This is a genomic window from Sneathia sp. DSM 16631 (assembly GCF_014892235.1).
Classification (GTDB): Bacteria; Fusobacteriota; Fusobacteriia; order Fusobacteriales; family Leptotrichiaceae; genus Sneathia; species Sneathia vaginalis.
Map to the genome: position 1 here is coordinate 1 of NZ_JADBHL010000001.1, position 20,288 is coordinate 20,288.

At 29.3% G+C, this 20,288-nt stretch carries 17 protein-coding genes; 14 read left to right on the forward strand and 3 right to left on the reverse strand.

Going from position 1 to position 20,288, the window contains the following annotated elements:
- From IMK15_RS00005 to IMK15_RS00030, 6 genes are all read left to right on the forward strand, one after another.
- Positions 1–3,411, forward strand: a 3,411-nt coding sequence (locus IMK15_RS00005; protein ID WP_192941426.1) for a YadA C-terminal domain-containing protein, incomplete at its 5' end; no start/stop codon positions are given.
- Positions 3,412–4,070: 659 nt separating this feature from the next.
- A complete protein-coding gene (locus tag IMK15_RS00010) occupies positions 4,071–4,478 on the forward strand; it encodes a GNAT family N-acetyltransferase (RefSeq protein WP_192941427.1) in 408 nt (135 codons plus the stop codon).
- Positions 4,479–4,593: 115 nt separating this feature from the next.
- Entirely contained in the window at positions 4,594–6,243 is a 1,650-nt protein-coding gene (locus IMK15_RS00015) for a PTS transporter subunit EIIC (RefSeq protein ID WP_192941428.1), read from the forward strand.
- Positions 6,243–6,983: a Cof-type HAD-IIB family hydrolase gene (locus IMK15_RS00020; protein ID WP_192941429.1), complete on the forward strand. Its 741-nt coding sequence runs from the start codon at positions 6,243–6,245 to the stop codon at positions 6,981–6,983. Before IMK15_RS00015 ends, IMK15_RS00020 begins: the two co-directional genes overlap by 1 nt.
- 183 nt (positions 6,984–7,166) lie before the next feature.
- On the forward strand, positions 7,167–7,727 hold the full coding sequence (locus IMK15_RS00025; RefSeq protein WP_192941430.1) for a TetR/AcrR family transcriptional regulator: 561 nt from the start codon (positions 7,167–7,169) through the stop codon (positions 7,725–7,727).
- Positions 7,720–8,118, forward strand: a complete 399-nt coding sequence (locus IMK15_RS00030) for a DUF2871 family protein (RefSeq protein WP_192941431.1) — start codon at positions 7,720–7,722, stop codon at positions 8,116–8,118. Before IMK15_RS00025 ends, IMK15_RS00030 begins: the two co-directional genes overlap by 8 nt.
- Before the next feature lie 5 nt (positions 8,119–8,123).
- On the opposite strand, the gene IMK15_RS00035 is transcribed toward IMK15_RS00030, so the two are convergent.
- Genes IMK15_RS00035 through IMK15_RS00045 form a run of 3 tightly spaced genes read right to left on the reverse strand, consistent with a single transcriptional unit; the run spans position 8,124 to position 12,072 of the window.
- Positions 8,124–9,002 (reverse strand): SPFH domain-containing protein, encoded by an 879-nt coding sequence (locus tag IMK15_RS00035; protein WP_192941432.1) that lies wholly within the window; start codon positions 9,000–9,002, stop codon positions 8,124–8,126.
- 1 nt (position 9,003) lies between these two features.
- A complete protein-coding gene (locus IMK15_RS00040; RefSeq protein WP_192941433.1) occupies positions 9,004–9,423 on the reverse strand; it encodes an NfeD family protein in 420 nt (139 codons plus the stop codon).
- A 9-nt stretch (positions 9,424–9,432) separates the two neighbouring features.
- Positions 9,433–12,072, reverse strand: coding sequence for a valine--tRNA ligase (locus IMK15_RS00045; protein ID WP_192941434.1), 2,640 nt, complete (start codon positions 12,070–12,072; stop codon positions 9,433–9,435).
- Between the two features lie 173 nt (positions 12,073–12,245).
- Between IMK15_RS00045 and IMK15_RS00050 the strand changes: the two genes are divergently transcribed.
- The 8 genes from IMK15_RS00050 to IMK15_RS00085 are packed head-to-tail and all read left to right on the forward strand — an operon-like array spanning position 12,246 to position 20,286.
- Complete coding sequence (locus tag IMK15_RS00050) at positions 12,246–13,160, forward strand: ketopantoate reductase family protein (RefSeq protein ID WP_192941435.1); 915 nt, start codon at positions 12,246–12,248, stop codon at positions 13,158–13,160.
- Entirely contained in the window at positions 13,157–14,122 is a 966-nt protein-coding gene (locus IMK15_RS00055; protein ID WP_046328785.1) for a mannose-1-phosphate guanylyltransferase, read from the forward strand. Before IMK15_RS00050 ends, IMK15_RS00055 begins: the two co-directional genes overlap by 4 nt.
- A complete protein-coding gene (locus IMK15_RS00060) occupies positions 14,112–15,548 on the forward strand; it encodes a lipopolysaccharide biosynthesis protein (RefSeq protein ID WP_192941436.1) in 1,437 nt (478 codons plus the stop codon). Before IMK15_RS00055 ends, IMK15_RS00060 begins: the two co-directional genes overlap by 11 nt.
- Positions 15,494–16,354: a glycosyltransferase family 2 protein gene (locus tag IMK15_RS00065; protein WP_046328783.1), complete on the forward strand. Its 861-nt coding sequence runs from the start codon at positions 15,494–15,496 to the stop codon at positions 16,352–16,354. Before IMK15_RS00060 ends, IMK15_RS00065 begins: the two co-directional genes overlap by 55 nt.
- On the forward strand, positions 16,341–17,702 hold the full coding sequence (gene wzy, locus IMK15_RS00070; protein ID WP_192941437.1) for an O-antigen polysaccharide polymerase Wzy: 1,362 nt from the start codon (positions 16,341–16,343) through the stop codon (positions 17,700–17,702). The genes IMK15_RS00065 and wzy overlap by 14 nt, the downstream gene beginning before the upstream one ends.
- On the forward strand, positions 17,663–18,376 hold the full coding sequence (locus IMK15_RS00075) for a glycosyltransferase family 32 protein (RefSeq protein WP_192941438.1): 714 nt from the start codon (positions 17,663–17,665) through the stop codon (positions 18,374–18,376). Before wzy ends, IMK15_RS00075 begins: the two co-directional genes overlap by 40 nt.
- A 1-nt stretch (position 18,377) precedes the next feature.
- Positions 18,378–19,205, forward strand: coding sequence for a glycosyltransferase family 2 protein (locus IMK15_RS00080; RefSeq protein ID WP_046328780.1), 828 nt, complete (start codon positions 18,378–18,380; stop codon positions 19,203–19,205).
- Complete coding sequence (locus IMK15_RS00085) at positions 19,198–20,286, forward strand: CDP-glycerol glycerophosphotransferase family protein (RefSeq protein WP_192941439.1); 1,089 nt, start codon at positions 19,198–19,200, stop codon at positions 20,284–20,286. The genes IMK15_RS00080 and IMK15_RS00085 overlap by 8 nt, the downstream gene beginning before the upstream one ends.
- The last annotated feature ends 2 nt before the right edge of the window (positions 20,287–20,288 follow it).

The window sequence follows — 20,288 nt, forward strand, 5'->3', positions numbered from 1 at the left end:
AAAGATGGATTAAATGGAAAAGACCTAACAACTAAGGTAAATGCACTAAGAAATGGTGAAGCAGGAACAGTAGTCTACACAGATAAAGATGGAAATAGATTAGTAAAAGCTAATGATGGAGAGTATTACAAAGCAGAAGATGTTGATGATAGTGGTAAAGCAAAAGAAGGTAAACAAAAAGCAACAGAAATCAAAGCAACATTAGTAAATCCAGATGGAAGTACAACTACACCAACAACAGTTCTAAGAGTAGCAGATGGAAGTATATTAGCAGATTCAAAAGATGCAATAAATGGCGGACAATTAAATAATCTTGGATATATGTTAGGCTTAGAAGTTAATGGAAAAAATACAGGATTTAAAGCACCTAAGATAACAGACTTAAAAGGTACAAATACTACACCAGCCAATATATTAGATGGACTTAATCAAACAAGAGAACATATTAATAAAGGTCTAACATTTGAAGCAAATTATAATGCTGATGGTTATGGAGCATCAAGTCTAAATAGAATATTTGGAGAAACATTAAGCATTACAGCTAGTGGAGCAGAAAATGGAAAATATGTTGGAAAAGATAATTCAAACTATACAGGAGATAATTTAGCAACTTATGTAAAACAAGGTAAATTCTATATAGGAATGAAAGAAACACCAACATTCAAGAGTATTAATATAGGATCAACTGGATTTGGAGAACATCAAACAGATAAAGGTAAAGGAGATATTACTGCTGATAATGAAGGCTTAAAATTATCATATGATAATGCAAGTGTAACAATTGCAAAAGATGGAGATAAAGCTAAATTATCAGGACTAAAAGATGCTAATATAGATGAAAATACTTATGGTACAGCAGGAGTAGCAGCAACTCAAAAAGAAGTTAAAGATGTATTAAATAAGATAAATGCTAATGGTACAGAACAAGATAAGTTAAAGAATGGAACTTTAGGAACATTAGTTTATACAGACAAAGATGGTAATAAGCTAATGAAATATACTGATGGTAAATTCTATAAAGCACAAGCAGATGGAACAAAAGAAGAAAATGCTCAAGAAGTAGTTTCAGAAGATGTAATTTTATCAACTGTTAAACCAGATGGTAAAACAACAGAACCTATTACATTAGGTAATGTAGCAAGTGCTTTAGGATTAAGCAAGTATAAAAAAGATAAGAATAATGAAATTCTTGATAAACTTGTTAATAAAAAAGCAGAAGAAGTATATAAGGATGCTGAACTTAACAAGGTAGTAACATTAAGAGACTTACAATTCTTAGCAAGTAAAGGTATTACATTTGCAGGAAGTACAGGTACATCTAATAAGTATTTAGGTGATACTATTACTATTAATGGTACGGCATCTAATTACAATGGTTTAGATAAGAATAATTTTGCTACTAAGTACGAAACAAAAAATATTGCAGTTAAGGTAGATAATACAAGTGGTAATATTGAAGTAGGTCTAGCAAAAGAATTAAAGGATATTAAATCAATATCAAGTGAAAATGATAAAACAAAAGTAACATTAACAGAAAAAGGAACAGAGTTTAAGACTGATACTGATGGAGTAACAACTAAGATTGGCAAAGCTGGAATAGAAATAACTAAAAAAGATGCAACAAAACCATCTGTATCAATAAAAGCTGGAGATACAACAAATGGACCATCAATAAACTTTGAAACAAAAGAAGAAGGACAAGGTACTGATAAAAAGACTGTAGGAACTGGAAGTATAACAGGACTTAAGGATTTAGATGATAAGTCTGATGGACATATGGCAGCAAATAAGAATTATGTTGATGAAAAAGTTAAAACAATTACTGGAGATATTGATAAATTAAAGGGAAAAGTTCTGAAATTTACAGGTAATACTGGAGAAGCTAAGGAAGTTAATGATAATGTAAATATCAAAGGTGAAGGAACAGTTGTTGATGCTAATAATAAATTTGAAAGTGCTAAAGGTAATATTAATGTTAAAGCTAGTGAAAGTGATGTTGAACTTCAATTAGCAGCTAACTTAAAGAATATGAAGTCATTTGAAGCGAAAGATGATAAAGGTAATACAGTAAATATTACAGGTGACAAGATTGAATTTAAGAAAAATAATAAGTCAACATTAACAATTAATTCAGATGGAACAATAACTGGATTAAAGACTAATAGTAGCCCATTTGAATATTACGAAAAGAATAAAGACGCAGTATTAGGTAAAGATGGTACAGAATACAAGGCTGGAACTGTAGTAGCTGAAGATGGAAAAGTATATGCAAAAGGAACACAAGAAGTAGAAGGAAAATACTTTGCTGCAGGTGATATGGTTGTAAAAGCAAAAGATGGTAAGTTCTATAAAGAAAAAGATATAAAAGATAGAACTTATGATGAAGCAACTAAGAAATGGAGTGGTGATTCTGCTCAACCTACAGAAGCAACTGAAGCGAAAGCGTTAGAAGGTAATGATCTTAATAATGCAAAAGCAGAAAATAAAGTTGTAGTTAAAGGAAAAGATAATAAATTCTACGAAGCAAGTGATCTTGAAAAAGCAGAATATGATGAAGCTAAGAAAGAATATACAAAAGATGGTAAAAAACTTGAAGGTAAAGAAGCAAAAGATGTTGTAATTAAGGCTTTACCAAATAATGAACCTATGACATTAACTAATATTGCAAATGCAAAATTAGTAAAGAATTCAAAAGATGTGGTTAATGCAGGTCAAATGTTAGAAGAATTAGATAAGAAGATGAATAAAGATGGATCTAATATTGATAAGAAAGAATTTGCTAATAATATGAGCGAAGGAGCAAATATTACAAAACCTGAAGGTATATTAGTAACAGATAAACAAGTAAATGAACATCTAAGCAAAAATTACTATAATAAAACTGAAGTTGATGCAAAGGTAAGCGATATATCTAATACTGTAGTTGAAGCAAATAAGAAATCTGATTTAGCATTAGGTGGAGTAGCAAATGCAGTAGCAATGGCAAACTTAGTACAAGTTAATTCATATTCAAGACATAGACATAATCTAAGTGCAGCATATGGATACTATGGAGGAGCACACGCATTAGCAGTAGGATTTAGTGGAACTAATGAAGAACGTAACTTTGTATACAAATTAAGTGGTTCAGTAAATAATAAAGGTAATCTTGCATTTGGTGTTGGAGCTGGAGTTATGCTTGGTGAAGAACACGATACATTCCCTAACATTGATAACAAGAAGATCAAGGAAGTAACTAAGAAGTTAGATGAAGCAAACAAGAAAATTTCTGAATATGAAGATGATAAGAAACAAACAGCTAAGAAGTTCAAGGAATTAGAAGACAAATATGAAAACGACAAGAAAGAATCTAATAAGAAGTTACAAGAAATGGAAAGAAAGTTAGAAATGTTAATGAAGAAGTTTAAGTAAGTAAGGTTAATATGTAATTAAAAAATATGAAATTCACAATAGTAAAAGATAAAAATAGTATTAAGAATTTTGATAATTGCACATTTAAAGAAAAGTATAGAAAATGTTGATTATATAGATTATACATATTCTATTGAAGCTGCAAAAACTTGTACTATATATTTACTTTTAAAGTATTAAAAGAAGAAAATAATGGAAATGAATTAGAAATAACTTCAAGAGTAATATTAGTAAATATAGAGTGTCTATTGCTATAGAGCAATAGATACTCTATAAAGTATTTATTACATATAACACTACTATTAATATTTCACATTTAAAGAGTTGAAATTTAGGGTATTATCATTATAAAAAAATAAAATTATAGTAGTACAAAGATAGAGGATTGTGTTGCTATCACCCTTGCGAAAGTATGAATGGAAATGCGGGTACAGACACAACCGCTGTACTGTATAATTGCAATTATAAATAGGCTGTTGCGACTAAAAAAATGCAATAGTCAACTGTAAAGAAAAAAGTGTCATATTAAACTTTGACACTTTTTTTAGTAAAAACTAAGCCCTCCTTTTTTTTGGTGTATTTTTTTGTTGCATAAAAAGTTTTAAACACTTCAAAAAAATGATATAATAAACAATAAAGTTAGAAAGTAGGTAATTAAGATGGAAATTAAAGAATATATAGATTTTAAGTATGATGAAATAGAACATCTATATAATGCAGTTGGTTGGAGTGCATATACAGATGATATGTATAGTTTAGAACAAGGCTACAAAAAATCATTGAAAATATTGGCAGCATATGAAGGTGGTAAATTATTAGGCATAATACGTGCAGTTGGTGATGGTTTTACAATTGTATTTATACAAGATATTTTAGTATTGCCAAGTGAACAAGGTAAGGGAATTGGCAAAGCATTAATTCAAAATATGATTAATTTGTATCCTAATGTTAGACAAATAGAGCTTACAACTGATATTGCTAAAGAGACAATAGCCTTTTACAAAGCAGTAGGATTCAGTGAATTTTCAGAAGTAGGATGTTGTGGATTTATGAGGTTATTCAATTGACACCTTTTTACTCAAATAGTAACTTTTTTTATTTACAGTCAAATATGTCAAAAAAACTGACATTCCATTGTATTTGGGTTATACTCTAGTATAACAGATTGAGGAGGACAACTATATGGAACGTAACAAAGTAATAGTTGCATTTGAAAAATTTGGTAGAAGTTTTCTATTACCAGTTTCAGTATTACCAGCAGCAGGTATACTAAAAGGAATAGGTGCTGCATTTACAAACCCAAGTACAGTTAAAATGTATCCTTTTTTAGGAGTTAAAGGATTACAAATATTTATGAAGTTATTAGTTACATTAGGAGATGTAGCGTTTAAAAATTTACCACTTATGTTTGCAGTAGGTGTTTGTGTAGGATTAGCTAAAAAAGAAAAAGGTTCAGCTGCTCTATCAGCAGTATTAGGATTCTTGTCATTCCATTACATCTTAAACTTCCTACTTAAAACAACAGGAACATTAGTAGTAGCAGATGGATTAACAAAAGCACAAGTAAGTCAATTAATGGCACAAAGTATGCAAACTAAAGTTTTAGGAATACAAACAATGGACTTAAATGTGTTTGGAGGATTAATAGTAGGGGTAGTAGCATACTTTGTTCATAAAAAAGCCATTACCATACAATTACCACAAGTAATAGGGTTCTTTAGTGGACCAAGACTAGTCCCTATATTAATAATGCCTGTAATGGCACTAGTATCACTAATTGTCTTTATTATCTGGCCATCAGTGCAAAATGTAATTAACATTATTTCAGTATTAATATTAAAATCAGGTTACATTGGAACCTTCCTATACGCTCTAGCAGAAAGATTCTTACTACCATTTGGATTACACCATGGTTTAAACTGGCCAATTAGAACAACAGAATTAGGTGGAATATTTAATGTTAATGGTAAAACAGTATATGGTACAATAAATGCATATATGGCAGCTATTAGTACACCTAATGGACCAATAGATCCTAACATTACAAGATTTAGTTCTGGTAAGTTTGTATACAATATGTTTGGATTACCAGGAGCAGCACTTGCTATGTACAAGACAGCAAAACCTAAGAATAAAAAAATAGTAGGTTCATTACTATTAGCAGCAGCAGGGACATCATTTTTAACAGGTATAACTGAACCACTAGAATTTACCTTCTTATTCGTAGCACCTATGCTTTATGCAGTACATGCTGTTTTAGCAGGAATTACACTTTTATCACTACACGCATTAGGTGCAGCATTCTTAACACCAACAGGACACGGATTAATTAACTTTATCATCTATGGTGTATTACAAGGAACTAGAACAAAATGGTATCTATTACCAATAACTGGTGTTGTTTGCTTTATTGTATACTACTTTGTATTTAAGTTTATGATAACTAAGTTTGATTACAAGACTCCAGGTAGAGAAGGAGATATTGAAGACATACATATATCAACAAAAGAAGAAGCAAGAAGTAAATATGGTCTTAAGACATTAAAAGATGAAATGAGAGAAGAAAAGCAAGAAAAGATGAGTACTCATGATCAAGCATTAGGTTTAATAGAATGCTATGGTGGAAGAGAAAATATTGTAACTGTTGATGCATGTATAACAAGACTTAGAATAGATGTTAAAGATAAGGCGAAGGTTGATAAAAAACGTATTAAAGAAGAATATCATGCAATGGGAGTTAGTGAAAATGGTATGCAAGTGCAATCAATATATGGTGCACATGCACAAACTTTAAAGATGGAAATAATAGATATACTAGGAATTGAAGACTAATGAAAAAATTAATAATTACAGACTTAGATGGAACATTACTACAAAATTCAGTTGAAATTGAAAAAATGGATTTAAAAAAATTCAGAGAATTTCAAGATAAATATTTAATAGGCGTTGCAACGGGTAGATCAATAAAGGAAATTGAGTATATAGAAAAAGAGAATAATCTAAAATTTTCGTATAAGGTAGGATTTAATGGTGCGCAAATTCAAAAAGGAGATAAGTTAATTTTTGATGAAAATATACAAAAGAGTGTACTTAATAGACTATATATATTTTTAAAGGAACATAAATTAATATTTGACGCATTAGACGGAGAAAAAAGAATAGGTAATTTTAATCACGAAAAACCTGAAACATTGTGGAATATGGAGTTAATATGCAAAGAAAATCCTTTTGATCTTCTATTAGATAAGAAGGTGTATAAGATAAATATTAGACCACTAGAAAAAGATTGCGATAGAATTTTAGAAGAATTAAAAAAAGAATTTCCAGATCTTTCAATATTCAAAACAGCTAAAAGAAGAATAGAAGTCTGTGCAAAGGGCTTATCAAAGGGTTGTGCTATAGAAAAGATAAAGGAAGATGAAAATTTGTATGTAATAGCAATAGGAGATTCAGGTAATGATATTTCAATGTTTGAATCAGCAGATTATGCTATTTGCATGGAACATGCACCAGAAAACGTTAAAAAGAAAGCGGATGTTATAGTAAAAAAGATATCTAAAATACATAGTTAGGTGAGAAATTTTTCTCACCTAATTTTTGGGTATGACGGGCATGTCATCTTCAAAAAGAAGTAATGAGCCAATTAGACAAAAATAATGTCGGTTTGAATAATATTTAAAGCATACAGATATTGCATTATTTTTTTTCTTTGACAAATGACATAGTGTCATGTATAATATTTTTGAGGTGATATTATGCCAAAAGCAACATTTTTTAATTTAAGTAAGGAAAAAAGGAAAAAAATTGTTGAAGTTTTAACGGAAGAATTTGAAAAAAAGAATATACAAGAAGCTACAGTAAAAGAAATTGTACAAAAATTAGGTATAGCAAGAGGAAGCTTTTATCAATATTTTGAAACACTTGAAGAAAGCTATTTCTACATTTTAGAATTAAAAACTGCAGATCTACATAAAAGCTTTATGAACTTATTGGTAAAATATGGTGATATTTATGATGTTTTAGAAGAATATGGTGAAAAAATCGTTGAGATTATATTCGACAAGTCTTGCTACAATCTATACAAGAATAGGTATCTTTTATGGAATGAAAAGATTAATAGACAGTGGGAAGAATACAAACAAAAAAATATGACTAACCTTATTGAAGTTAGAAATACAGATGAATTATTGTACATTTCTGCCTTAATGCACAGTTTAATTAGTAGAAGCTATATTGAAAAATGGGATAAGGATAAGTTTTTAGAAAAATACAAAAAATATGTAAGATGGATAAGGGAAGGTGTTAGAGATGAATAAGAAGATTTTAAATTTATCATATCTATTTCTAATATTAGGACTAGTTAGTGGAGTCTTTTATAGAGAATTTACAAAGATATATGCATTTACAGGTTATACTACATTAAGTGTAGTACATACTCATTTATTGATACTAGGAACTATGTTCTTGTTAATCATATCGCTAGCAACCAAAGACACGAAAGTCAATATTTCAAAGCCTTTAGCGATATATACACTAGGTTTAGTAATATTTACAATTAGTATGAGCATAAATGGAGTATTTGACGTCATTTTAAAAAGACCATACAGTAATATATATTTAGTAATATTATCTGGTGCAGGTCATACACTATTAAGTGTTGGTATGGTTTGGATTATGTATATATTAAAAAATAGAGGGACTAAATAGTCTCTCTATATTTCTTTAATACTAGTTAAAATGCTGCCTAGATTTTGCAACTCACTTGGGATTATTATCTTAGTAGCCTGACCATTTGCAACTTTTTCTAGTGTTTCAAGTGCTTTTAACTTAATGATTTCTTCACTTGGTAAATTTTCATTTAGTAGTTTAATACCTTCACTTTCAGCTTTTTTAAGTTCTATTAGAGCTTTAGCCTTACCTTCAGCTTCTTTTATCTTAACTTCTTTTTCAGCTTCAGCCTTTAAAATACTTGCCTGTTTTTCACCTTCAGCTATTAGTATACTAGATTCCTTTTTAGCTTGGGCTTCCAGTATTTTAGCTCTTTTTTCTCTTTCTGCTTTCATTTCTTTTTCCATTGCAACACGTATTTCTTGTGGAGGCACTATGCTTTTTAATTCAACTCTATTAACCTTTATTCCCCAAGGATCTGTTGCTTCATCTAATGCTAATCTCATCTTACTATTTATTGTATCACGAGAAGTTAGCGTTTGGTCTACAGTTAAATCACCTATAATATTTCTTAATGTAGTAGCGGTTAAGTTTTCAATAGCAACTATTGGATGTTCAACACCATATGTGTATAGCTTTGGATCAGTTATTTGAAAGTAGACAACTGTATCTATCATCATAGTTGCGTTATCTTTGGTAATAACGGGTTGAGGTTCAAAGTCATTAACTGTTTCTTTTAAACTGACCTTTTTTGCAACGGCATCTGTAATAGGGTTTACTATATGTAACCCAGCATTTAATTGAGTATGATACTTACCTAATCTTTCTATTACATATACATATGATTCAGGTATGATTTTAACTCCAATAATAGCAATAGCAATAGCAATTATTAGTAATACGAAAATAATTCCTAATAGCATATTATTCATTCACCTTTCTTTTTATAATTACCTTATTTCCTTTATATCCCACAATTTTTACAACATCCCCTATATTAAGTTCATCATTAGATATTGCAGTCCAAATAACACCTTTAAATTTAACCTCATATTTATTGCTACTTATTATTTTGGTTACAAGACCATTATCTTCTAGCATCTCCTTATTTATCTTATCCATATCAGGCTTTAAAAAATTGGTTACAATTTTTTTGGTAAAGACTAAGAGCACTAGGGAGATTAGTATAAATATCACAACTTGTGTAGTAAATGAATTTATCATTAATGCTAAAAACATAGTTATAAAGGCAGCGATTGCAAACCATATTGAAACTAGTGCTGGTATTATTAACTCAATAATTAGTAGAGCACCTGCCAATAGTCCCCAGAATAATGAACACATATTATCACCTTATTTCAAAAATTTATTTAAATTTTCATTCAATTTATTTAATTTATCAGTCAATTCTTGCTTAATACCTTTTTCTTTTTCTATTACTGCCTTTGGAGCTTTTGAAGTAAAGTTTTCATTATTTAACTTACCATTGACTCTTTTTAATTCATTTTCTACTTTTTCAATTTCATTACGTATCTTCTTAATTTCCTTGTCCTTATCAATTAAATCAGCTAAAGGTACGTAAATTTCTGTATTTCTAACTAGTCTAAATCCAACAAGACTAGGTATATTAGTTGCCTTTTCAATTTTCTCAACATTAGCTAACTTATCTAAAATCTTTAGGTTATTTACCAAGATATATTCTTCATCTTCATTCTTTGATAAGTAAAGTAGATGTATCTTTTTAGCAGGACTAACATTAGCTTCTGCACGTATATTTCTAATACTGTTAATTGCTTCTTGCATGAAAGCAAAAGTATTTTCAACTTGCATATCAACAAGAGCCTTATCATAAGTAGGGAAGTCTGATAACATTATTGTATCACCACTTACCTTAACATATTGCCATATATATTCAGTAACATACGGAATAAATGGATGAAGTAGTCTTAGTGAGTAGTCTAATACATGTCTTAATACCCATTGAGCTGTTAACTTATCAGCCTTATCACTTGAGTTATATATTCTAGTCTTTGCAATTTCAACATACCAATCACAAAAATCACCTTTAAAGAATTCAAATGCTAATTTACATGATTGATCTATGTTGTACTTATCCATATTTTCATTAATTTCTTTAGAAACATTACTTAATCTAGATAATATCCATGAATCTTCAACCTTAAAGTCAAGGTCCATTATGCTAGTGTTTTTATCAAAACCTTCTAAGTTAGATAAAACAAATTTTGAAGCATTCCATAACTTGTTTACAAAATTAGCTCCCATATCAACTAGACCATCATTAAATCTAATGTCTTGCCCTTGTGTAGTGTTAAATAGAAGACCAAAACGTAGAGCATCTGCACCTTTGTTTTGTATAATATTTAGTGGGTCAGGTGAGTTACCTAATGACTTACTCATCTTTCTTCCTATTTCATCACGAACTATACCTGTAAAGTATACGTACTTAAATGGTATTTGTTTTTTGAAGTGTAGACTCATCATTATCATACGTGCTACCCAGAAGAAGATAATATCAGCACCTGTAACTAAAGCATTAGTTGGGAAGAAATGCTTTAAATCAGCTGCATCATTATCAGGCCAACCCATAGTTGAAAATGGCCATAGGCTTGATGAGAACCATGTATCTAGTACATCAGATTCTTGACGTAGATTAGTAGTTCCAGCCTTTTTAATTGCTTCTTCTAGTGATTTAGCTACATAGACATTACCTTTTTCATCATAGTATGCAGGTATTTGATGTCCCCACCAAATTTGTCTTGAAATACACCAGTCACGTATATTTGTAAGCCAGTTGTAGTAAATCTTTTCCATTCTAGCAGGTTCTAGCTTAATTTCTCCATTTTTAACAACTTCTAGAGCTTTTTTAGCTAAAGGTTTCATTCTAACAAACCATTGTTTTGAAACTCTAGGTTCTATTATCGTATCACATCTATAGCAGTGACCTATAGAGTTTTTATGTGGCTCTATTTTAACTAGTAGTCCTAATTCTTCTAAATCTTTTACTATTTTCTTTCTAGCTTCAAATCTATCTAAACCTTGGTACTTACCACCATTTTCATTGATTTTTGCATCCTCAGTTAGTATGTTAATATATTTTAAATTACATCTTTTAGCTACTTCAAAGTCGTTAGGGTCATGAGATGGAGTCATTTTAACTACACCTGTACCAAATTCCATATCAACATATTCGTCAGCGACTATAGGGATTTCTCTATTCATAAGAGGTAGTATTACAGTCTTACCAACTAAGTCTTTGTATCTATCATCATGTGGGTTAACAGCAACACCAGTATCACCTAACATAGTTTCAGGTCTAGTTGTTGCAACTATTAATTTAATGTCACTATCTTTTACTGGATATTGTATGTGCCATAGAAAACTATCTTTTTCTTCATGGTTAATTTCATCATCAGCAAGAGCTGTCTTATCAAAAGGACACCAGTTTACGATGTATTCACCTTGATAGATTAAGTCATTTTCATATAGGTCTATGAACGCTTCTTTAACAGCGTTTGATGATTTTTCATTCATTGTAAACATTTCACGTGACCAATCAAGAGAACCACCCATTTTTCTTAATTGTTTTGTGATGATATGTCCGTACTTATTTTTCCATTCCCAAGTTTTTTCTATAAATTTATCTCTACCTAAGTCTTCTTTTTTAATACCATTAGACATTAGCATTCTTTCTACCTTGTTTTGTGTTGCAATACCAGCATGGTCTGTACCAGGTAGCCATAGAGTATTAAAGCCCTTCATACGTTTGTATCTAATAATAGCATCGGTAATTGAAACATTTAAAGCATGCCCAATGTGTAATATACCTGTAACATTAGGTGGTGGAAGTATGACTGAATAATAGGGAGTATCTAAGTTATCACTAGGTTTAAAGTATCCCATATTTTCCCAATTTTCATATATTCCTTGTTCTATTTCAGAAGCTACATATTTTTTGTCTATTAAGTTATCCATATATTTTCATCTCTTCCTTTCAAATTTATAATAGATTTTAACATAAATACTACTTTTTTACAATCGTATATTGTTAAGAGAAGTTGAAAAAACCTCCCTTTTATTTCCAATAAATTTACAATAGAATTAAAGCATGGTATAATTGAATATAAATTGAGAAAAAGGTGAATAAAATGAAAATATTAGTTGTTGGTGCAGGAGCGATGGGTGCTTCATTTGCACATAAATTGTCAAAAGACAATATGGTTGATGTTGTTGATACATGGAAAGAAAATGTAGACAAGATAAATAGTGAAGGTTTAAAAATCAAAGAAATAGATAAAGAGTTAAATAATACTAAAATTAGAGCATATATGATGGAAGATTACAATGAAAAGGTAGATTTAGTAATACTCTTTGTAAAGTCAATGATGTTAGATGAGTCATTAAAGACACTACAACATGTATTTAGTGATAACACTAAAGTATTATGCTTGTTAAATGGATTAGGACATATCAAGACTATACAAAAATATGTAAAGAAAGAAAATATAGTAATGGGAATTTCACTAGTTACAGCCAGTCTTAATGGACCAGCAGATGTTACATTATCTAGCTATGGTTACAATGAAATTAGTGGTGTATATGCAAAACAAGTAGCAGATGTATTAAATGCGTCTGGTATGCCAACTAATTGTGTTAGTGATGTACAAGAGTCTATATGGGAAAAAGCTTGTTTAAATGGAATGTATAACAGTATTTGTACAATACTAGATACAAGAATGAGTGATTTAGATAATGCATACTTACTAGAACAAATACAAAAAGGTATAATAGAAGAATTTCATAAGATAGCCTTAAAAGAAGGTGTTGATTTTAACAAAGAAAAGACATTTGAAAAGGTAAGAGTATGCACAACAAAAGACTTTAAGGGATCTAGACACTATCCATCTATGCACCAAGATTTAAGACAACATAAGAGAAAGACAGAAATAGATTTTTTAAACGGATATATATCTAAAAAAGGTAAGGAATATGGTATACCAACACCATATTGTGACTTGATAACATTTGAAATAAAGGTATTAGAAGGAAAAGTGGTAAGATGAATATAGCGATAATTATGGCAGGTGGATCTGGTACAAGATTTTGGCCATTATCAACTAAAGACACTCCAAAGCAATTATTAAAATTGTTTTCAGATAAGACACTATTAGAAGAAACTATAGATAGATTAAATAGAACTGGAATATATGATAAGGTGTATATAGTAACAGGGAAGGGTTTAGAAAAAAGAATAAGACAAACTTTAAAAGATTTTGACAATATATTAATAGAACCTGTATCAAAAGACACATCATTTTGTATCGCATATTCAGTTAAAAAAATTGTAGATATTTATGGAATTGATACACATATTTCTATCTTCCCATCAGATCATTTAATTAGAAATGATGAACTATTTAAGGAAAGTATAGAAAAAGCTTTAACTTTTAAAGACAATATCGTTATTATGGGAATAAAGCCCCAATATCCTGAAACAGCTTATGGGTATATAAAGTACAGGGATAATGATGTTATAGAATTCCGTGAAAAACCTAATAGGGAAACAGCAGAAAAATACTTAGAAGAAGGTAACTATCTATGGAATAGTGGTATGCTATTTGCAAGTTCTAAAGTAATATTAGGAGAAATAGAAAAGTACTTACCTAAGCACTATGCATTATCACTTGATGCAGAACGTATTAGTTTTGACATAGGGGTCTTAGAAAAGACAAATTTATGTAAAGTTGTACCAGTTAGCTTTGACTGGAATGATGTTGGAAGTTTTAGCTCATTAGATAAGGTTTTTGAAAAAAATGAACAAGACTCGATAATAATTAGCAAGGATAAATATCTTGGATTACAAAGTAGCAAGAATATTGTAATAAACAAAGAAGATGGGAAAAATATTGTTGTTGTTGGACTAGATGACTTAATTGTTGTAAATACAAAGGACAACCTTTTAATTTGCCCTAAATCAAAAGACCAAGAGATAAAAAAAATAGCAGGTATAATAGATGAAAAGTAGCATTTTAAAAGGAACATTAATATATACACTAGCCAATACAATAATTAAGCTAGGTGGGTTAGTGTTCTTACCTATAATGACAAGAATACTAACTACAGAAGAATTTGGGATAATAGGGATATTATCACCAATTACAACCATATTTACTATTGTATTAGGACTAGGATTCTATAATGTCATTTTAAAAAAATATGTTGATTTAAAGGATAATAAGGAAGAACTAGAAACGTTTAAATTTACCGTTGTAATATTCATACTATTCCTAAATCTATTAGTATTAGTAGTATTTTTAATACCATGTTTTAGAGGGGTTATAGAAAAGATATTTAAAGTAGATTATCTACTAGTTCTAATTTCTATGATAATAGCAATGGTAAATTCACTTAATAATATGGCACTTTCATTGTTTCGTATAGAAAAGAAGTATTTTAAGGTTGCAATAGGCTCATTAATATCTTTTTTTACAAACTACATACTTGCAATATACTTCATATCTAAACTACATTTAGGTATATTTGGAAATCAGTTTGCTAATTTATGTGCTGTTATTACCCTATTAATATTCTTGTATGTAGAATACTTTAAGGATATACATATAAAATTTTCTAAAAACTATTTGGTATATTCGATATATAACGGGGTTCCGTTGATATTTATAGAACTAACAGATCAATTAGTTAATTTTAGTGATAGATATATATTAGCAGTATTTAATATATCATACGGACTAATAGGGGCATATACTCTAGCATATACAGGTTCAAGAATATTGTCTGTTATTACAGGCTCATTTATTAACGCTTGGACAGCTGAGCTATACCTTGATATACGAAATGAAAAGATAAACAGAAACCTAGAACTATTTTTTTCTATACTAGCGTTTTTCTGTATAGGTGCAAGCCTTTTTTCACCAGAAGCTATATCTTTACTATTTCCTAAACACTACCTATTAGCCATACAGTATATGCCAGTAGTTTTAACGTCAGCTATAGTACAATCACTTTATGCACTAGACTACTACTTCCATTACTTTGAAAAGAGTAAGTACATTGTAGTGTTTACATTCTTAGCACTAGTGATTAATGTTTCACTAAACCTAATACTTATACCAATATTTAAGTCTAATGCTGTGTATATAGCAGGGCTTACAACACTAATAGCCTTGACAACAAGAGCGATTATAGAGTTTGTAATAATAAATAGATGCTTTAAGATAAAGTTTAGATACTACAAGTTCGTTATCTACTTTTTACTAGCATTTAATCCCATATTAATATATCTAACAAGAAGACCAATAGGTATTGTTAGTATCTTACTAAAGCTTCTATACATCTTAATTTGTATAGGGATAATAATAAAGGATGATAAAAATTGGAGAAAACATTTAATATATTTACGCCAACGTATAATAGGAAGAGTAAACTAAAAAGAACATATGAGTCATTAAAAAATCAAACCTTTAAAGATTTTACTTGGCTAATAATAGACGATGGATCTACAGATAATACTAAAGAGGTTGTAGATGAGTTTAAAGATTTAGATATACAGTATGTATATGTAAAAAATGGTGGTAAACAAAGAGCGTACAACCTTGCAATAGAAAAAGCCAAGGCAAAATACTTTATGTGCCTTGATTCAGATGACTATCTAGTAGAAGATGCCTTAGAAAAAATACAGGAGTGTATGAAAAAGACAAATAGTCATCAAGCTGGGGTTGGATATTTATCTGGTTATGATAGAAAAACAGTTATAGGAACAAAGCTAGCCCTAAAAGATGTTAGTATTTTTAGTCAATATAACGAGCATAATGTAAGCGGTGATAAGGGTCTATGCTTTAAAACTGATATATTAAAACAATATAGATTTAAGGTATTTGAAGGAGAAAAATTTACAACAGAAGCATATTTATACAATATGATATCAGAAAAATATACAATGTATTGGATAAATGAGATATTTGAAATAAAGGAATACCTAGATAATGGATTAACATCTAAATATGATAAATTACTTTGTAAAAATCCTAAGGGGCAAGCCCTATACTACAATCAAACATTAAGACTTAAAAAAAGTCTACTTAACGCAAGTAGATATATTAAGTTCTCACTTATTGCAAAAAAGAGTATCTTTGAGATAATAAGGGAAGCAAATTCAAAATTGTTTGCTATACTTGGATTTCCAATAGGTGTGTATATGTATTTTAAATGGAGAATAAAGAATGAAGAAAAATAAGGTCTTAGTTATGCATATATTTGTAATACTTATCTCACTTTTACTTTTCAATGTTTTAAGTGATGATATGATAAAGTTTAAAGAAGTATACCTTCTTTTAATATATGCATATACTATGTATACAGCAAATATATTTGTTGACTATATTAACTCATATATGATATTTTTGTACACCCTAGGACTATTTAATTTTAGTAGAATAGCACTAGATCTTTTAGAGTATGCAAGAATAGGTTGGGCAACAAAGTTTGCTAATTACTACTTTTGTACATCAGTAGTAAATGAGATAATATATGTCTTTTTAATCTGCCTTTTATTCATACATTTAGGTTTTTTAATAGCAATTAAAACAAGTAAGCTTGACTTTGATATTACTATAAAAAGAGATGAAGTAAATATACAATTTTCTAAGATTGTGTTTATAGTCTTCTCATTCATGCTTGCAATAAAGCTATTTATCCAGTTTAAAGCCATACTAGCTTATGGGTATAACTCATACTATACTGGGATTTTAAGAAATATTGAATATCCGTCATATACTTATGCAAGTGGTACAATAATGACCATTGCCTTTATAATCTTCCTAGTATCAAAACCAGAAAAGAGTGAGTTTTTAATCTTTTCTAGTATATACCTTCTAGTAAAATTACTAGATTCATTAAAAGGAGCAAGGGCCATATTTTTAACACAGTTCTTATTCATCTTCTGGTACTATGTTAAGGCATATAAACCGAAGATAAGATATAGGGACTTATTCAAGATTTTTGGCTTTATACTAGCATTTTCTCAAATACTAGTTAGTTTTAGAGAAAAGAAGTTATTCTCATTAAAGATAATAACATCAATAGAAAATTTCTTTTTCTCACAAGGTGTTAGCTATTTAGTATTAGGATATACCATAGACTTAAAAGAAAGAATTGCAAATAAGTTATACATCATACAGGGTATATTTGGATTTAAACCTCAAGGACAAGAGGCACTTAATACAACTAATTCACTACCCGATGTACTGACATATATGCTAGATCCTAAGGCATATATTAAAGGTGAAGGTATAGGTTCTAATTTTATAGCTGAATCATATTTTTTAGGATATTTCTTAATGATAATTTTGTTTGTAATATTAGGATATTTAATAGTAAAGTACGAAATTTATGTAGGTAAGTATAGAATATTACTTATGCTATCAACTTACCTTATACCCAACCTCTTCTACATTCCAAGAGGTTCATTGTTTGGTGGTGGCTTATTAAAATTCATAGGAATATATATATTAGTGCCACTAATAATTATGAAAGGACTTAATTTATGGAAAGAATACCTAGAGTTGCCTACTACATCTGGATAGGTGATAAGAAAAAGCCTAAAATATTCTACCAATGCCTTGATTCTTGGAAAAAATATTTGAAGGACTTTAAAATCATTGAAATTAATGAAAAGAACATAGATTTAAATAAGTATATGGAAAATAGGTTCTTTAAAGAGTGTTATCAAAAGAAATTATGGGCCTATTGTAGCGACTACATTAGAACAGATGTATTGTATAACAATGGTGGAATATATTTAGATATAGATATGCAAATATTAAGACCAATAGACGACCTATTATCCTATGACTTTTTCATAGGTTACGAAAGTAGTGAATATTTAGGCGTTGGTTTGTATGGTGCTAGCAAAAATTGTGTAATATTAAAAGACTTACTTGAATTTTACAACCAAGACATATATACAAAGTCATTATGGACCATACCTAAAATACTAACTAGTATAGTAAAAGAAAAAGGGTATTTTAATCTAGAAAATACAAAATATTTAGAAGAAAGACTATTCTATCCTTTTTCATTGAATGAGAAGTTTACAAATGATTGTATAAAAAAAGATACCTATGCTATACATTGGTGGAATGCAAGTTGGTCTAATTTAAGATCAAAACTTTTCTTGGAAACTAAGCATTTAAGTGGTATAAAGAAGATATTAAAAAAGATAAAAATATTATTAAGAGTATATTTGAAAGGATATTAAGATGAAAGTTTCATTAATACTTGCAACTTTAGGAAGAATAGAAGATGTAAGAATTTTTTTTGAAAGTCTTGTTAATCAAACATACAAGAATTTTGAAGTAATAGTGGTGGATCAAAATGTTGAAGATGTGTTAGATGATATAGTAGAAAAATACAGTAAGATATTTGAAATAAAGCACATTAGAAGTGATATAAAAGGTATTAGTGTTAATAGGAATAAGGGGCTTTTTTATGCCAGTGGAGAAATAGTAGCTTTTCCTGATGATGATTGTGAATACAAGGAAGATACAATAGAAAAAGCCGTTAAGTATTTGTACGATAAACCAAAGACCATATACTCATGTAGAACTTTAGAAAGAGGTAAAAACTACGGTACAGGGGTAATGGCTACAGAAGATTGCGATATATCAGTAGGAAATGTAGAGTTGACAATAAAGTCCATTACTTTTTTTGTTAATATTAAAGGAGAAGATGTACTCCTATTTGATACAAAATTAGGTGTAGGTGCACAATTTGGTAGTGGTGAGGAAACAGATTATGTTCTAGAACTATTGAACAGAGGCTACAAGGGAAGATATTTTTCTTGCGATGTTGTTTATCATCCTGCTAAAAAAGGTAATTACACTGATCTTGATAGGGCATACAAGTATGCTATGGGTTATGGAGCATTATGCAAGAAAGAAATTACTAAGAGAAATGAACCTGGATATTATCTAATATATATATATAAGTTAATTAGGAATATAGGTGGTATGATATTAACAAAGAATAGAATGTATCATTATACTGTACTAAAAGGTAGAATAAGGGGATTTTTGGAATATGATTAAGTGTTTATTCAATATGTTAATTGCATATATACTCTCACCCTTTATACCAATGAAAAAAGAAATATGGTTAATTGGTGGTAATAAAGGGGAAATGTATGCAGATAATGGAAGAGCTATGCATGAATATCTATTAACTAAAGATAATATTGAAGTTTACTGGGTATTAGATAAGAATGCTAAATTTAGAAAAGAATTTGATGAAAAAAATATACGGTATTTAATAAGGGGGAGTATAAAGTCATATATTTACTTTATGAAAAGCAAGGTTGCACTTTTTTCTCACTCAATATCTGCTGATATAGTGCCGTATTTATGTGCTGTACCTTTAATTTCATACTATCACAGAAAAAGTTTTAAGGTATTTTTGAATCATGGAACTGTAGGTCTTAAAAAACGTAGTCCTATGCATAAGAGATTAAAAAAACAAATAGATAAGCTATTAAAGTCATATAATCTAAATCCATGTGATAGTGAGTTTGAAAAGAGTATAAAGGTCAATGATTGGAAAATGCCAGAAGATACTATGTATGTTTGTGGTTATCCAAGATATGATAAGCTATACAACAGAAAAGATACTGTTAGTACACATGATATACTGTATATGCCAACATGGAGAAAGTATGATGATGATGGTGTAAATGAATTTTTGAATAATAGTAAGTTACATGAATATTTAAAAAAGACTAATATGAAGTTACGTGTGTACTTACATCAGTTAGCACGTGATAGAGTTAAATTAGAAGTAGAAAATGCTAGTATACAAATTCTTGATAAAAATGCTAATATTACAGATGAGTTATTAAATGCTAAGGTGTTAATAACAGACTATTCAAGTGTATGCTATGATTTTTTCTATCTAGGTAAGAAGGTATGTTTTTATCAATATGACAAGAAAAAATACTTAGACCAAGTTGGAAGTTATGTTGATCTTGATAATTTCTTTTCAAGATCTAATGAAACAGTAGAAGATTTAATAGATGATTTAGAAAATGGAAAGATAAAGGACGCAACTGAGTACTTTAAGTATGTAGATAACAAAAATTGTGAAAGATTGTATAATATGATAATTAAAAGGAAATAGGA

Coding starts and splice junctions, on each gene's coding strand:
- IMK15_RS00010 (WP_192941427.1), top strand. CDS start 4,071: ATGGAAATTAAAGAATATATAGATTTTAAGTATGATGAAATAGAACAT.
- IMK15_RS00015 (WP_192941428.1), top strand. CDS start 4,594: ATGGAACGTAACAAAGTAATAGTTGCATTTGAAAAATTTGGTAGAAGT.
- IMK15_RS00020 (WP_192941429.1), top strand. CDS start 6,243: ATGAAAAAATTAATAATTACAGACTTAGATGGAACATTACTACAAAAT.
- IMK15_RS00025 (WP_192941430.1), top strand. CDS start 7,167: ATGCCAAAAGCAACATTTTTTAATTTAAGTAAGGAAAAAAGGAAAAAA.
- IMK15_RS00030 (WP_192941431.1), top strand. CDS start 7,720: ATGAATAAGAAGATTTTAAATTTATCATATCTATTTCTAATATTAGGA.
- IMK15_RS00035 (WP_192941432.1), bottom strand. CDS start 9,002: ATGCTATTAGGAATTATTTTCGTATTACTAATAATTGCTATTGCTATT.
- IMK15_RS00040 (WP_192941433.1), bottom strand. CDS start 9,423: ATGTGTTCATTATTCTGGGGACTATTGGCAGGTGCTCTACTAATTATT.
- IMK15_RS00045 (WP_192941434.1), bottom strand. CDS start 12,072: ATGGATAACTTAATAGACAAAAAATATGTAGCTTCTGAAATAGAACAA.
- IMK15_RS00050 (WP_192941435.1), top strand. CDS start 12,246: ATGAAAATATTAGTTGTTGGTGCAGGAGCGATGGGTGCTTCATTTGCA.
- IMK15_RS00055 (WP_046328785.1), top strand. CDS start 13,157: ATGAATATAGCGATAATTATGGCAGGTGGATCTGGTACAAGATTTTGG.
- IMK15_RS00060 (WP_192941436.1), top strand. CDS start 14,112: ATGAAAAGTAGCATTTTAAAAGGAACATTAATATATACACTAGCCAAT.
- wzy (WP_192941437.1), top strand. CDS start 16,341: ATGAAGAAAAATAAGGTCTTAGTTATGCATATATTTGTAATACTTATC.
- IMK15_RS00075 (WP_192941438.1), top strand. CDS start 17,663: ATGGAAAGAATACCTAGAGTTGCCTACTACATCTGGATAGGTGATAAG.
- IMK15_RS00080 (WP_046328780.1), top strand. CDS start 18,378: ATGAAAGTTTCATTAATACTTGCAACTTTAGGAAGAATAGAAGATGTA.
- IMK15_RS00085 (WP_192941439.1), top strand. CDS start 19,198: ATGATTAAGTGTTTATTCAATATGTTAATTGCATATATACTCTCACCC.